The sequence below is a fragment of the Saprospira sp. CCB-QB6 genome, from assembly GCF_028464065.1.
In the GTDB taxonomy this organism is placed as follows: Bacteria; Bacteroidota; Bacteroidia; order Chitinophagales; family Saprospiraceae; genus Saprospira.
Window position 1 is genome coordinate 686,233 of the sequence record NZ_CP116808.1, and the last position, 15,283, is coordinate 701,515.

10 protein-coding genes are annotated in these 15,283 nt (G+C 46.1%); 1 reads left to right on the plus strand and 9 read right to left on the minus strand.

Translation table 11 applies throughout. The features are described from left to right. Window positions 1–341: 341 nt before the first annotated feature. A complete protein-coding gene (lpdA, locus tag PPO43_RS02675) occupies window positions 342–1,760 on the minus strand; it encodes a dihydrolipoyl dehydrogenase (protein WP_272620253.1) in 1,419 nt (472 codons plus the stop codon). A 140-nt stretch (window positions 1,761–1,900) separates the two neighbouring features. On the opposite strand from lpdA, the gene PPO43_RS02680 reads away from it, so the two are divergent. Continuing rightward, window positions 1,901–2,431 (plus strand): GrpB family protein, encoded by a 531-nt coding sequence (locus PPO43_RS02680; RefSeq protein WP_272620254.1) that lies wholly within the window; start codon window positions 1,901–1,903, stop codon window positions 2,429–2,431. Window positions 2,432–2,501: 70 nt separating this feature from the next. Here the strand turns inward: PPO43_RS02680 and rnr are convergent, their stop codons facing one another. The 8 genes from rnr to PPO43_RS02720 form a co-directional block, all read right to left on the minus strand. After that, window positions 2,502–5,462, minus strand: coding sequence for a ribonuclease R (gene rnr / locus PPO43_RS02685; RefSeq protein ID WP_272620255.1), 2,961 nt, complete (start codon window positions 5,460–5,462; stop codon window positions 2,502–2,504). Between the two features lie 651 nt (window positions 5,463–6,113). After that, window positions 6,114–6,668: a hypothetical protein gene (locus PPO43_RS02690; protein WP_272620256.1), complete on the minus strand. Its 555-nt coding sequence runs from the start codon at window positions 6,666–6,668 to the stop codon at window positions 6,114–6,116. A gap of 136 nt (window positions 6,669–6,804) precedes the next feature. Next, window positions 6,805–8,121, minus strand: a complete 1,317-nt coding sequence (ahcY, locus tag PPO43_RS02695; protein ID WP_272620257.1) for an adenosylhomocysteinase — start codon at window positions 8,119–8,121, stop codon at window positions 6,805–6,807. 92 nt (window positions 8,122–8,213) lie between these two features. Continuing rightward, a complete protein-coding gene (gene ahr, locus PPO43_RS02700; RefSeq protein ID WP_272620258.1) occupies window positions 8,214–9,221 on the minus strand; it encodes an NADPH-dependent aldehyde reductase Ahr in 1,008 nt (335 codons plus the stop codon). A 172-nt stretch (window positions 9,222–9,393) separates the two neighbouring features. Then, a complete protein-coding gene (locus PPO43_RS02705; RefSeq protein WP_272620259.1) occupies window positions 9,394–9,984 on the minus strand; it encodes an FKBP-type peptidyl-prolyl cis-trans isomerase in 591 nt (196 codons plus the stop codon). A gap of 94 nt (window positions 9,985–10,078) precedes the next feature. Beyond that, window positions 10,079–10,798, minus strand: coding sequence for an FKBP-type peptidyl-prolyl cis-trans isomerase (locus tag PPO43_RS02710; RefSeq protein ID WP_272620260.1), 720 nt, complete (start codon window positions 10,796–10,798; stop codon window positions 10,079–10,081). A gap of 283 nt (window positions 10,799–11,081) precedes the next feature. Next, on the minus strand, window positions 11,082–13,601 hold the full coding sequence (priA, locus tag PPO43_RS02715) for a replication restart helicase PriA (RefSeq protein ID WP_272620261.1): 2,520 nt from the start codon (window positions 13,599–13,601) through the stop codon (window positions 11,082–11,084). Window positions 13,602–13,748: 147 nt separating this feature from the next. Further along, window positions 13,749–14,714, minus strand: a complete 966-nt coding sequence (locus PPO43_RS02720) for a hypothetical protein (RefSeq protein ID WP_272620262.1) — start codon at window positions 14,712–14,714, stop codon at window positions 13,749–13,751. Between the last annotated feature and the right edge of the window lie 569 nt (window positions 14,715–15,283).

Genomic DNA, 15,283 nt, shown 5'->3' on the forward strand with positions numbered 1-15,283 from the left:
GTTTTGTGTAGGGAAACTGTTTTCTCTCATTTGTCTTTATAAGGTATAAAAATGCTGTTATTTTTTAGGCCTCTAAGCTTTTTTTTATGCGTTCAATAAAAAACTGATGGTATTTGAAGTGGCCATTGCCTAAGTATTTTTTGGTCCAAACCGCAAAAAGCCGCTGCCCTTTAATTGGGCAGCGGCTTTGCTGTATAATGGCCTAGCGATGTGCAAGGGTGGCCGAAGGCCAGACCGAAGCGCTTTAGCGCTGAAGGGCCGAGCGAATAGCGAGCCCTGAAACGTAGCGCCGCAAGGCGAAGCCGCAGCGGAGGCCCCAAAACATCCTTGACCTAGAAATTCTATAGGTGAATGACTTCATCATAGGCGGCAGCGGCAGCTTCCATAATTGCCTCTGACATGGTGGGGTGAGGGTGTACTGTTTTCACCAGTTCCATGCCTGTAGTTTCTAGTTTGCGAACCGCTACTAGTTCGGCCACCATTTCGGTCACATTAGCGCCCACCATGTGGCCACCGAGCAACTCGCCATATTTTTTATCAAAGATCAATTTGACAAAACCGGCATTATCGCCAGCGGCACTAGCTTTTCCAGAAGCTGAGAAGGGGAATTTACCGATGCGAAGCTCGTAGCCAGCAGCTTTAGCTTGCTCCTCCGTCATACCAACAGAAGCCACTTCGGGCCAGCAGTAAGTACAGGCGGGAATATTATCATAATCGATAGCTTGAGGGGCGTGCTCAAACTTACCGTCCTTATAAGCGATTGCTTCCACACAAGTGATTCCCTCTGCGCTAGCAACATGGGCCAAAGCTTGAGTTTCTAGCACATCGCCAATTGCGTAAATGCCAGCAACATTGGTAGCATAAACTTCATTTACTTCGATATGGCCAGCTTTGGTTGTTTTAACGCCTAAATTAGCCAAGCCAATATTCTCGGTATTGGGGGTTACGCCAACAGCAGAAAGAACAACATCTACAGTTACTTTCTCTACTTTTCCCGTTTTATTCTGTTGGATTTCCACCTCACAGCCTCCATTAGCCAAAGGAGTTACCTTTTGTACGGCGGCTTTGGTTTTAATCTTCATTTTGGCCTTTTTATAGACCTTAGTAATTTCCTTAGAGACATCTACATCTTCGCGGGGAAGGATGTTGTCTAGGTATTCTACAACAGTGACTTCCGTGCCCATGCTATTGTAGAAATAGGCGAATTCCATTCCGATAGCGCCAGAACCTACCACCAACATACTCTTGGGTTGCTGGGGTAGCGTCATCGCTTCGCGGTAGCCAATTACGTGCTTGCCATCAATGGCCAAATTGGGCAACTGGCGGGCGCGAGCGCCTGTAGCAACGATAATATGTTTGGCTGAATAAGCTTTCTTTTGGCCTTTATCATCGGTCACTTCAAGCTTTTTGCCAGGCAACAACTTGCCTTCGCCCATAAGAACCGTGATTTTATTCTTCTTCATCAAGAAATTGACGCCGCCGCTCATTTTTTGAGCTACGCCACGGCTGCGCTGCACTACAGCAGAGAAGTCGCTTTTGGCTTCGCTAACCTGAATGCCGTAATCAGCAGCATGCTGAATATAATTGAATACCTGTGCACTTTTGAGCAGTGCTTTAGTGGGAATACATCCCCAATTGAGACAAATACCACCAAGGGCTTCCCGCTCTACAACAGCTACTTTATAACCTAATTGAGAGGCCCGAATGGCCGTTACGTATCCGCCAGGGCCGCTGCCCAAAACAATGATATCAAAATCCATATTGAAGCATAGTTTTAGTTAAACAGAAAGGATGATCTTTCTGGCAACAAAGGTACAGGTTTTAGTTTAAAAACAAAGCCTGTTTTGAAGAACTGCATTATAGCAGAGATCCGCTACCTTTGCCCTCAAAACAAAAGTATATGAACATCAGAACTATTGAGGTCTGTCCCTATCAAGAAGACTGGCCCCAAGCCTTTGCTAAAGAAAAAGCGGCCATTTTGAGTGTTTTACCCCAAAATATGCGGGTCCAAATTCATCATATTGGAAGCACTTCTGTGCCTGGCCTATCGGCCAAACCGATTATTGACCTATTGATGGAGGTTGATAGCTTAGCAAAGCTGGACCAAGCAGCCCACAAGCTAGAACAATTGGGCTATTTGGTCAAAGGAGAATTTGGCATCCCAGGCCGACGCTACTTCCAAAAGGGAGAAATAAACCGCAGCCATCAACTACATGCTTTTGTGCTTGATTCTTATGGAGCAAAGCGACATTTGGCCTTTCGGGACTACCTTCGGCAGTTTGCAGAACATCGCCAAGCCTATGAAGCCATTAAGTTGGAAGGGGCTCGCTTATATCGCCTAGATCCAGCGGGCTATGTGGCCCATAAAAATGATTTTATTCAGCTACATGAGCAAAAAGCCTTGGCTTGGGCTCAGAAAGAAGGAAAATAGCTGTCGTTTTAACAGAAGAAAGCCGCCTACACAACTGTGTAGGCGGCTTTTCCTTATATCCAGCTTTGGCTTATGGCTTTTCTAGGGCCCAAGTCCAAGCTTCTTCTTTTGCTTTTTTGTTGTAGCTAGTGGTTAAGCTAGGAAAGAAAGCAAAACGTAGTTTTTTATTGGCCAAAGGCATATAGCCTCTAAAGATGCGAATCTCTCTTTTGCCAGAAGTTACCGTTAGCTCTTCTAGCTCTCGGATCAAGCCATTTTTGACCAAATAATTCTTCAAGCGAGCCGAGAAACAAAGCACTTGTTCTGCCTGCAAATAAGACATCCAGTCAAAGAAGAAGGCTTGACAACGCATCAGGTCCGCAGAGCTGATACTCGACTCCTTATCGGTATAGAATGGACAATAAGCCGTGTCAGTCAATTGGTCCAAAGAGAAGTTGGGAATATAAGCCTTTAGCTCAGGCATTATCTTGGCCCATTTCTCCTGATCGATTTCGCCATCGGGGGCGGTCATTTGTGCGGGATACTCCTGCCCTTCTTCGGCTAACCAAGCATATTGCAAAAGAACAGTTCCTTTGCGATGAATGGTAGAACTGGCTAGTTGATAGGTCCAATTGCGCTCTGCTTCTGCATTTTCCTGACAGATATCGCTACTGCCGAAGGTCTCCGCTAAACGAACATAAAGCTCATCTAAATCGGTACGGCGAACGGCTTCAATCTCGACCACCTCATTTTTGCCTTCTTCTAGTTTGGGGCGCAAATCTTCCTCGCTCAAGTTCAATTCGGCAATGGCATCTTCTGCACGGACCATTTGGAAATCCACCTGGCGTTTTTCCAAATTGGCACTAGCTACCCGCACCCAAATGGGGTCTCCCATTTTGAAGCGCTCTGAGGAAGAGCGAATGTGAAACCGGTCTTCTTCTAGCACAAATTGATCGTACATATTTTCAAAGCGGAGCATTCCTTCACAGAAATTCTCATCTAGGGCGACAAAAATACCATATTCGGTCATGCCCGTGATATGGCCCTGAAAAACCTGGCCCAAACGTCCCTGCAAATATTCGGTCTGCTTATACTTGATCGACTCCCTTTCGGCATCCATGGCATTACGCTCCTTTTTGGAGATATGTCCACAAATTTCTTCTAGTTTCTCTGAAGTATAGGGCGGCTTTTCATTCATTAAGAAATGCTGCAAGTTTCTATGGACCAATACATCCGCATAACGGCGAATAGGCGAAGTGAAATGCGAGTAATCCTCAAAACCCAATCCATAGTGCCCAATATTTTGGGTAGAATAAGCAGCCTTCGACATGGTGCGGATGCCCAACTGATGCAAGACCGCATGCTCAGGTTTGCCCTCAGCGGCTTTCAGCATCTTATTAAAGGCGCCAGCCACTTGGTCCACATCCTGAATCTTTAGGCGATAGCCCAATTGAGCGGCAAATTTTCCAAAACCATTGACCTTCTCCATATCGGGGAGGTCGTGAATGCGATAGACGAAAGGAATTTCTTTGCCTCCATTGCGATAGATATTCATAATCTTGGCCCCTACACGGCGGTTGGCCAATAGCATAAAGTCCTCGACCAACATATGCGCATCTTTGCGATGCTTGAGATAAACATCTACAGGTTTGCCATCTTCATCTAGCGTAAAGCGTACTTCTGGCGACTCAAAACTGATGGCGCCTTTCTTAAAGCGAGCTTTGCGCAAAATATGTGCGTAGCGATTCAGGATGCGCAACTCTTGGCTATAGGGCCCTTCTGCCCCATCCAAAATTTCCTGCGCCTCTTCATAAGCAAAACGCTGATCCGAGTGGATAACCGTTTTCCCGAACCACTCTTCGACCACATGTCCTTTGGCATTCAACTCAAAGAGGGCCGAAAAGGTCAGCTTATCTTCATGCGGACGCAAAGAGCAAACCCCATTAGATAGCTTTTCGGGGAGCATAGGCAAAACGCGGTCTACCAGATAGACAGAAGTGGTCCGCTTAGCGGCTTCTTTATCTAATGGACTTCCCTTGGCCACATAATAAGTTACATCGGCAATGTGAATACCAATTCGATAATTGCCATTGTCCAACATTTCTACCGAAAGGGCATCATCAAAGTCCTTGGCCGTAGCGGGATCAATCGTAAAAGTAGGAATTTTGCGAAGGTCCAAACGCTTTTGGATTTCTTCTTCGGGAATTTCGAGTGGAATAGCTTCCGATTCGGCCATTACATCTTCTGGAAAATCTAGCTCGAAGCCCTGTTTTATCAAAATGGACTTCATTTCAATATCATTGCCTCCCGCCTTGCCCAATACGGCCGTAATTACCCCCTTGGGGTTATCATTGCTATTGGGTTTGGGCCATTCGGTAATATGTACGACTACCTTATCATCACTTTGGCCCTCCATCAGGCTGTTGCGGTCCACAATAATATCCATAGGGACCGTATTCTCATCGGGAATGACGAAGCAAAAGCGCTTAGACACCACCAGCGTACCAATAAAGGTTTCTCGGTTGCGCTTTAAAATCTTAATCACTCGGCCCTCGGGTTTGCCTCGGCGAGATAAGCGCCATTTTAGCTGCACCAAATCGCCTTTGAGCGCGCCTTCCAATGCGCCTTGAGGAACAAAAACATCACGGTCCAACTCTGCGTCATCGGGTACAATATAGGCAGCGCCTGAGCGGGTGGGGTCTACGGTTCCGGTAGTTGTCTGCCAGCCCGATCCCTTTTTGCGGTTATCTCGATCCTTACGTCCCGACTGCCCTTGCCCATTGCGGTCATCTTCTACCAATCGCTGCTGATAAAAGCGGTCAATGCGATAGCGATTTCCTCTAGCTAATGGATAAATGACCCCTTCTTCTTGCAGGGCCGTCAGAGCGGATTGCACCGCATCCGTGCTATTGGCAATAGGTAATTTTCTAACAATATCTTTCACGCCCAAACGGGCCTTGTGGTCATTGATAAAGAGTTTAGCAATTTGACTTTTCAGTTCTCCAGCGCTCAATTGCTTCTTGCGCTTGGGTTTATTTTTTTTATGTGCCATATTCTTTTGTTTAATACTGCTCTTTGGGCCCTGGCGGGGCCATACTCAAAAAACGGAGCAGTGGGGCGGCCTGCCTTTGCAAGCCTATATTGATTAAATAGGGCTGCCTCAATTTTCGGAGGCCTTATACCCAGTTTGTGCTAGTCTTTCTTACAAGCTATAGACTAGTCTTTTTATGATGATTTGGGGCTGCCCCTCCCTTTGGTCGGGTCGGGCTGTGTCGCAGCTCGCTGCTCGCTCGGCCCTGCAGCCCTTCGGGCTTTGGTCTGCCGCCTGTGGCGGCCCTGCTGTCCATCCCTCAGCCAGTTAGGCCCTGCGGGCCTTTTAGATCATTACTTAAAGCCTTTGTTCTTGCATTAAGTTCAATCAAGGAGGATAGTATTTTTTTTGGTCCAAGACATTTTGCGCCTTGTCTTGCTCTTTTGTTTTTTGCTTTGCTCTTCTTTGTTGCTAAAAGCTAGGGAAACCTTGGGGATTAGTTGGCCCAGCGCTGTGGAGTGGGTGGCCGAAGGCCAGACCGAGCGTTTTTGCTGCCCAGCAGCAAAACGCGAAGGGCCGAGCAGCCTTGCGAGCCCCGCAACATAGCGGCGGCAAACCGAAGCCGAAGGCTGAGCCTGCCGCGGGCCCCAAAAGGATTAAATGACAAACGAATTAGACATCTTCTAGGATTTCTCCATCTAGTGTGATCTGCAAGCGTTTGCTTTGGGTCGTATTCTCTTTGAGGAGTTGGCCTTGAGCATCAATTTGCCCTTCTACTCGCTGAATGCTCCAATCTTTGGCCACGGTACAAACCATCTGCTTGATGCCGTCTTCCAAATAAAGCGTTCCGGCCAAAATCTTATGGTCAATAATATGGCCAGCAGGAGAAAAAGTAGCTAAAAAGTAGGCGCTGCCCTCCAAAGAAGCCTGCCAATAGACCAAGCCGATAAACTGTTCGCTTTGGGCGAGGCAAAAACAGGGCATAAATTCAGTAAACTCATCTAGTTCTTCGCCATACTCCAATACAAATTCATACATCCAAGCTGCATTTAGGGGCTCATGAGCCTCTGAGATGAGCTTCTCTGTATCAGAGCTGATGCTTAGGGGAAGTTCTACAGGCGGAAAAAAGTTCAAAAAATCTTCAAAGCGTAACTTGGCTTTCTTCTTTGGGATAATTGGACCTGTTGTGCCATGAAATCCTTCCTGATGTAACAGCATTTTCTGCATCTAAATACTATACGTTTAATAAGTTGGTTAAAACTAAGCTTTTTTCGTTGCTTTTGCAACTGGCCGCAGCCATAAGAAAAAGAAAAAGGCCACCGAAGGCATTCGGTGACCTCTTGGCCCTAAAGGGCGATATGGTTTAGTAGCGGTAGTGTTCTGGTTTGAACGGACCTTCTACTGTTACGCCAATGTATTCGGCTTGTTCTTGGCTAAGCTCTTCTAGCTCAACGCCAATTTTGGCCAAGTGTAGGCGAGCAACTTCTTCATCAAGATGCTTGGGCAACATATATACGTCTTTGCCGTACTCATCTCCGTCGCGCTTGGTCCAAAGTTCAATTTGAGCCAAAGTTTGGTTGGTGAATGAGTTTGACATAACGAAAGAAGGGTGTCCAGTAGCACAACCCAAGTTCACCAAGCGGCCTTCAGCCAATACGATGATGTCGTTTCCGTCTACATTATAAAGATCTACCTGAGGCTTGATTTCTACCTTAGTGTTACCATAAGTTTTGTTCAACCAAGCCATGTCGATTTCGTTATCGAAGTGGCCGATATTACAAAGGATGGTCTTGTCATTCATCATTTTGAAGTGCTCAGCACGGATGATGTCTTTGTTACCTGTAGCCGTAACAATAATGTCGGCACGAGGAATAGCGTTGCTCATCTTTTTCACCTCGAAACCGTCCATAGCAGCCTGAAGGGCACAAATGGGATCAATTTCGGTAACGATTACACGGCAACCAGCACCACGCAAAGAAGCAGCAGTACCTTTTCCTACATCACCATAACCACCTACAACAGCAACCTTACCAGCCAACATAATGTCAGTAGCACGGCGGATAGCATCTACAGCAGACTCGCGGCAGCCATATTTGTTATCAAACTTAGACTTAGTTACAGAGTCGTTTACATTGATAGCGGGCATAGGCAAAGTACCTTTTTTCACGCGCTCATACAAACGGTGTACACCTGTAGTGGTTTCTTCAGAGATACCGAATACGCCTTTAGCCATTTCGGGATATTTATCCAAAACTACATTTGTCAAGTCTCCACCATCATCCAAGATCATGTTCAAAGATTGACCATCTTCAAAAGCATGTAGTGTTTGCTCGATACACCACTCATACTCTTCTTCTGTCATGCCTTTCCAAGCAAAAACAGGTACACCAGCAGCAGCAATTGCAGCAGCAGCTTGGTCCTGAGTAGAGAAAATGTTACAAGATGACCAAGTTACATCAGCGCCCAAGGCGACCAAAGTTTCGATCAAAACAGCAGTTTGGATAGTCATGTGCAGACAACCTGCAATACGAGCTCCTTTAAGAGGTTTGCTCTCTCCATATTTCTCACGCAAGGCCATCAAACCAGGCATTTCTGCTTCGGCTAGCGTAATTTCTTTGCGACCCCAGTCAGCTAGTGAGATGTCTTTTACTTTGTAGTTCAACTTATTTACTGTTTCCATTCAGTTAACAACTAGATTGAGTGATAAAATCAGCACAAAAGTACAACTTTATCCCTGATTTACAAAATATCTTAAGCTCCTGATTATCAGAACTAATCATTCTTTAGGACAACACGGTAACGGGCCTTGCCCGCTTCCAAATGCGCAATGGCTTCATTGATTTGGCTCATAGGAAACTCCTGTACTTCGGGGTAGATATCATGACGCAAGCAAAACTCAAACATTTTGAGCATATCGCTTGGGCTAGCCACGGGGCTACCGCTCACAGACTTCTGTCCACCAATCAAGCTAAAAGCAGGAATCTGCATAGGCTCTAGAACAGCTCCCACCGTATGCAAACGACCATTGGGCGCCAAGCAACTGAGGTAGGCGTTCCAATCTAAAGCTACATTTGTGGTATTGATGATAAAATTCAACTGCCCCTTGATTGCTGCCAAACTATCTGCAGAACGTGAATTAACTACTTTGGTTGCTCCCATGGCCAAAATTTCTTCGGTCTTAGCTGGATTAGAGCTAAAGGCCACTACCTCGCATCCCCAATACTTCAAAAACTTGAGCGCCAAATGGCCCAATCCACCAATTCCAATTACCCCAACCTTATCCGTGGGACGCACCCCCGTATTCAAAATGGGATTAAAAACTGTAGCCCCTCCACAAAGTAAGGGCCCCGCCTTACTCATATCGGTTCCCTCTGGTAAAGCAATCGCCCAAGACCAATGTGCCCGAACATGAGAGGCAAAACCTCCATGCCGACCAACAATAACCCCCTGCGCCTCTCCACAAAGATGCTGCTCCCCTCCCATACAGCTAGGGCAGTGCATACAAGAGGAAGAGAACCAACCTACGCCAACCAAATCGCCTACCTTTAATCCCTTCACCTCAGTACCTACAGCTACTACCTCCCCCACAATCTCGTGGCCAGGAACAAAAGGATAACGAGTACTCCCCCACTCATTGTTGAGCATACTCAAATCCGAATGACATAGCCCACAATAATGTACTTTTACATCTACTTCCTCTTTGCCAATAGCCGGCAACTCATAAGTATAAGGACTTAGTTTTCCACCCGCTTCCTGAGCGGCATAAGCTTGTACGTTCATGTTTTTTGGTTTTATTGATTGTGAAGATAATCTTCTAAAGATAATAATGATCCACTGCTTTACCCTATCCCCTCATAGTCCATAAAGACCAACTTCCTCTTTTTATCGATGACTATAGCCTAAAAAAAAAGAGCCCAAAACTGGACTCTTTTTATACTTTATCGCTAACGGATTAGCCTTGGATGCTCAACAACTCCAATTCAAAAATCAAAGTAGCATGAGGAGGAATGTCATTTCCTGCTCCGTTGGCTCCATAAGCCAAAGCAGAAGGAATGTATAGACGCCATTTTGATCCCACAGGCATCAACTGCAAGGCTTCTTGCCAGCCTTGAATCAAATTACCTACAGGGAAAGTAGCAGGCTGCCCACGCAATACAGAACTGTCAAATACTTTTCCGTTGAGTAGACGACCTTCGTAATGTGCAACTACAGTATTCTTAGCCGTGGGGATAGTACCATCACCCTCTACCAATACTTCATACTGCAAACCACTCTCGCGGCTAACTACTTCCTCACGTTTAGCATTCTCTTCCAAGAAGCTCTTTTCTTGCTCTACAGATTCTGCAGCCTGAGCAGCAGCAATACCTTGCATGTAGTTTTGTACCGCCTGAGAAGCAGCCTGTAGCTCTTCATTGGTAGCAGACATTCCAAAAATAGCTTGGATACCTTGACCCATCGCTTCTACATCCATATCCTGAGGATTCACTTGATTGGCGAGATTGCTACCAAGCAAAAGCCCAATTTGATAACTAAGTTCTTTCATAAGTTGATTTCGATTGTATAAATTCTGCCGCAATGATACGAAAAAGCGCTCGCTATCCCAAGGATGCAAGCGCTCTTTCTATTTTATCCCAAGCTTATTCAATAGCCAATAGCTCTACCTCAAAGATAAGCGCAGAGTTCGCAGGGATTTTACCCGCTGCTCTGCCTCCATATCCCAAGTCTGCCGGAATGTATAATTTGTATTTAGCCCCTACAGGCATCAATTGCAAACCTTCTTGCCAGCCTCTAATCACATTTCCTAAGGGGAAGGAAATCGGTTGGCCCCGATCCACAGAACTATCGAAAACAGTTCCATCAATCAAGGTCCCATGATAATGTACTTTCACTTTGTTGCTAATGCTCGGCTTTCCACCCACACCCTCTTTGAGTACCTCATACTGCAAACCAGACTCAGTCACCTTTACCTCGGGACGCTTGGCATTCTCTGCCAAAAATTCCTGCCCCTTCACTAAGTTCGCCTGCCCCGCCTTAGCCTGCATATCCTGAAACGTCTTATTGACTAACTGCTGTGCCGCCGCCTGATCCATCATCGCCTCTCCTTTACCCTCCAAAGCAGCCTGCAAACCCGCTAGCAATTCTTTAGTATCTACATCATTGTAATCCATGCCCATCGCCTTGAGATTGCTTCCTAAAAGCATCCCATAAGCATAACTAAAATTGTCCCCTTTAGGGGCCGATTCCTGACTAACTACTGAAGGCATTGGCGCCGCTTGCGCAGGCTCTCCACAAGATTGTAAACCATAGCTGGCACTAAACAAACCAGCCGCAAAAAGAAGACGAGTCGTCCATTTCATATAATATCCTGTTTTATAATTTTTACTAGTTTCTTCCCCAATTTACCAAAAATAATTCCATTTGCTCAAGTCTCCCCTTTTAGATTAGGGGAAGATTAACAATCTGCTGTTATTTTTTTAGGGGCCTCAGCTGCGGCCTACGGCCTTGCTGCGCTATGTTTCGCAGCTCGCTCTTCGCTCGGCCCTTCGGCCTGCGGCCTCGGTCTGCGGCTGCGCCGCACTGCTGCACAGCGCTAGGCCCAAACAAAGCTTAGGCCTAATAGCCAGCCCTAAGCCTATGTCTTTAATATGGGTCTACATCAATGACAATTCTCAAACCACTTAGGCCATCCTTCTGCCGAAGCATTTCCTGCATATCCCTAATCTTATCTTTGGCCGCCCGCAAACTTTTTCCTCCTCGACCCAATTTGATTAACAAATCCATTAAGTAGTAGGTCCGCACCCTAGCAATAGAAGGCTCCGCTGGCCCCAATACCCGGTCACCCAAACGCGATTGTAAAAACTTAGCCCCCCATTCTGCCGCCATCAATAGCTGGTCCCGCTTCTTATGCTTAAACTGTATTTTTATTAAACGCTGAAAAGGCGGGTACTTAAAACTGCGTCGCTCAGCCAACTCCCTTTGCTGAAACTGCTGAAAGTTGTGCTGCAAAACCTCCCGCAGGATTTCATGCTCAGCCTGATAGGCCTGAATCAAGACCTTCCCCTGCTTTTTCTTCCGTCCAGCACGCCCAGCTACCTGTGTCATCAACTGAAAGGCCCGTTCATTGGCCCTAAAATCGGGAAACTGAAGCATTTGATCCGCAGATAGGACCGCCACTAGACCAACATGATCAAAGTCTAAGCCTTTGGTCACCATTTGTGTCCCAATTAAAATATCTATTTGCCCATCGGCAAAGCGATTGATGAGCCGATCATGCCCGTCTTTCCCACGAACGGTATCCCAGTCCATCCGCTCCAAACGAGCCTCTGGCAAAAAGATTTGTAGCTCATCCTCTATCTTTTCGGTCCCAAAACCAATAATTTCTAACTCATGACTGCCGCAAGCATCACAGCTTTTAGGCAAAGAACGCTGATAGCCACAATAGTGGCAGCGCAAATTATTGCTGTATTTGTGGTAGGTCAAACTGACATCACAATCTTTACACTCTGTCGTCCAACCACAACTCTTACAACGGTATACTGGCGCATATCCTCGGCGGTTCTGAAACAGAATAGCCTGTTCCCCATTTGCTAAGGTCTCTTTGAGGGCCTCTAGTAAATAGGCAGAGAAAATACCATGCATGCGCTTCTCCCGCTGCTGCTCTCCTAGGTCCACAATCTCTATCTTAGGTAAGGCCAGCCCCCCATAACGCTGATCAAGCTGCACCAAAGCATACTTTTCCTCCAAAGCATTCTGATAACTCTCTAAAGAGGGAGTAGCCGAACCCAAAAGAATATTGGCCCCATGCAAATGGGCCATAAATACAGCCGTGTCCCTGGCATTATATCGAGGCGCCGGATCTTGCTGCTTATAAGAGGGGTCATGCTCCTCATCAACTAAAATTAGCCCCAAACTCTGAAAAGGTAAGAGTAAGGCAGAACGCGCCCCTAAGATAATCGGCACGCCTTCTTGTACCGCCCGCCAAATTTCTACCCGCTCGTTGTTATTAAACTTAGAGTGGTAAACCAATATCTGGTCTCCAAAGTGCTTTTGCAAACGCCCCACAATCTGAGCCGTCAAAGCAATCTCTGGCAAAAGATACAAGACCTGCTGCCCCTGCCCTATATAATGCTCAATCAACTCCACGAAAACCTGTGTCTTCCCACTACCCGTCACCCCATGTAACAAAACGGGCTTTTTCTGCTCAAACTGCTGCAAACATAGGCTGTAGGCTTGCCGCTGCTGCTCAGAAAGAGCATAGTTCCCCTCGGCCTCGCCCTCATAGTCGTCTAAGCGAGATAATTCCTTTTGATAGATGCTAAATATCCCCTTGTCCACTAGCTTTTTGAGCAAGGCACTATCTATTTTGGCCCGCTCATACAGCTCTTTTTTACGCACTTCTTTCTGTTCCCGCCCCAATTGCATAAAGGCCATTAAGGTATCTATTTGCTTATGCGCTCGACTACCAATGAGATCAAAGGCTTCTTTTATACTTGCTGGATTGTTGAGCTCATAAGGTGGGGCCAAAGCTACCCAATCTTCTAGCTTGGGCTTATAACGCTCCTGCAACTCCTCTTTGAGCTGCACCAACTGTTTATCTATTAGCGATTTGACCAGCTTATGTACCGATTTAAGCTTTAACATCCGCTGAATATCGGTCAAGCTGAGCTCGCCTTTTTTTTGTAATTGCTCAATCACTAAGGCCTCATCTCCTGGCAATTCTTGATGCAGTTGCATCCAAGGCTTACTCTCATAGTTCTCGGCCAACAATAGTTTGCTTTCCCCCGCTAGTTTAAGGCCCGCAGGCAATGCTGCCGACATCAATTCGCCCATGCTACAGAGATAATAATCCGACATCCACTCCCATAAGCGAAACTGTTCCTCCGTGACCACTGGAAAATCATCTAAAACCGAGATAATAGGCCGCGTTTGATAGTCGGGCTTTTCCTCGGTAATGGCATATACTAAACCAGCATAACGCCCCTGCCGCCCAAGCTGCACCTCTACTCGCACCCCCTTTTGTAACCATTCCTTCAAATGAAAAGGAACAGAATAGGTATATAATTTAGGTAAAGGCAAGGGCAAAATGACCTCTACATAGGTCCCTTTTTTCTCCACGCCTCCCCCAGTTTCAAAGAGGTCTAATAAGCTAGATGCAGACATAAGCAATACAATAATTTTGAGGGGCGAATATAAGGAACTCTAAACAGAAGCGCAGAACTCCTCCCGCCTAAAAAAGAAAAAGAGACTATCATCTTTGCTTAGATAGTCTCTCCTACAATTAAACATAACGAATTGGTCATTTCTCCATTAAATGAGTTCGATGGATAGCTTAACTTCGGTGGAGTTGGTATTCTCCAAAACCAAAATTCTATGGTCCAAAGGAACACTGTAGTCCAGGTTCTGCCCAGAGAACAAATCCAACTTGCGGTCAGGGCTATCTGTGGCCTCTATTAGAGAGTAATACTGAATATCGCCCCCCTCTAGGTTGACCAAGCGAACAATCTCGCCTCCCTCTATTTGTCCAGCAAAAAAGGTCTGCTGACTGTTGGGGCTCAAACGAAGTTCCATGATCGGACTTTCCTCTTCTTCTACCCCAGCATTAGCCGCCGAACGGAAGTACTTGAGCTCATAGAAGTTTTCTACTGTCGCTAGCTCTTTGTAATAATGAAATTTCAAGCGACCAAAAACCCCAAACAAGGCTTCTGCTAGTTCTTTTCGCTTTCGGCTCAATTGCAAAGAGTTACTGCTAAAGTCAAACTCAATCCCTTGTTGGCTATTGCGTAAGTCCTCCAATTGTTGCCCCAAAGCCAGGATATCCTGCCCCAAAGTAGCCAACTGCGGATCATTTTGCAAAGCACGTCCCAAGGCTTTTACCGCTCGAATCCGAGGTTCATAGCCCCCCGTCTGAAAAGGCGCCCGACCCTGCGGAAACAAAACCGCATACTCTCGGCTATTGCGTCCATAAGCCAACTGTATCTGCAAATCCCAAACATGTAGCTGTTCAGAAGTTACATCCGTCAATAAACTGCTAAACTGAGCAGTCAAATCTCGATAGACCGCACGATCATCCGTTGATTTTTCATACTGAATAACGAATGCGGAAAAGAAAGGCTCCAAAAAATCCAATAGAAATTGAATCTCGGCATCCCGAGGGGCTACCTGGCGCAACTTGCTCACATGATCAGACGCTAACTGATGCATCTTCTTATTAGAAGTTCGTGTGCTGTTGTAGAAGAAATTAATCAGCCAGTGCCAATTAGTGTTATTCTCCATAATACTGCTTTATGGTTATGCTACAATATCGTAACGTTACAAGTATAGATCTTTTATCTTACAACTACAAGCGTAACTATAAATAAATCTAACTTTTTAACACTTTTAATTTACGCAAATAATATTTAGGCTTACATCCAACTATATCTAAGTTATTACCATTAGCTACTGTTTAACTTCTGTTGCCCTGTTTTTACCTTCCCGATAAGGCTATCTACTGGTCTCCTAGGACTTAGGAAAAGAACAGCCCTAGGATTTTATCTAGTCGGGCCTATCCCGTCCCCAATTCCCCTACTCTTTTCAACTGATTTAGGCTGATGATCCCCATAAGACTACTTATAACTTCTGTCTCTGCGCTGTCGTGGCCACAGCCCTAAATCCACGCTCCGTTTTACTCTGTGGCAGCCACAGACCTAAATCCGCTCTCCGTTTCCGCTCTGTGGCGGCCACAGACCTAAATCCACGCTCCGTTTTTACTCTGTGGCGACCACAGCCCTAAATCCACGCTCCGTTTTTACTCTGTGGCAGCCACAGCCCCAAATCCGCGCTCCATTTCTACTCTGTGGCAG

Coding starts and splice junctions, on each gene's coding strand:
- lpdA (WP_272620253.1), bottom strand. CDS start 1,760: ATGGATTTTGATATCATTGTTTTGGGCAGCGGCCCTGGCGGATACGTA.
- PPO43_RS02680 (WP_272620254.1), top strand. CDS start 1,901: ATGAACATCAGAACTATTGAGGTCTGTCCCTATCAAGAAGACTGGCCC.
- rnr (WP_272620255.1), bottom strand. CDS start 5,462: ATGGCACATAAAAAAAATAAACCCAAGCGCAAGAAGCAATTGAGCGCT.
- PPO43_RS02690 (WP_272620256.1), bottom strand. CDS start 6,668: ATGCAGAAAATGCTGTTACATCAGGAAGGATTTCATGGCACAACAGGT.
- ahcY (WP_272620257.1), bottom strand. CDS start 8,121: ATGGAAACAGTAAATAAGTTGAACTACAAAGTAAAAGACATCTCACTA.
- ahr (WP_272620258.1), bottom strand. CDS start 9,221: ATGAACGTACAAGCTTATGCCGCTCAGGAAGCGGGTGGAAAACTAAGT.
- PPO43_RS02705 (WP_272620259.1), bottom strand. CDS start 9,984: ATGAAAGAACTTAGTTATCAAATTGGGCTTTTGCTTGGTAGCAATCTC.
- PPO43_RS02710 (WP_272620260.1), bottom strand. CDS start 10,798: ATGAAATGGACGACTCGTCTTCTTTTTGCGGCTGGTTTGTTTAGTGCC.
- priA (WP_272620261.1), bottom strand. CDS start 13,601: ATGTCTGCATCTAGCTTATTAGACCTCTTTGAAACTGGGGGAGGCGTG.
- PPO43_RS02720 (WP_272620262.1), bottom strand. CDS start 14,714: ATGGAGAATAACACTAATTGGCACTGGCTGATTAATTTCTTCTACAAC.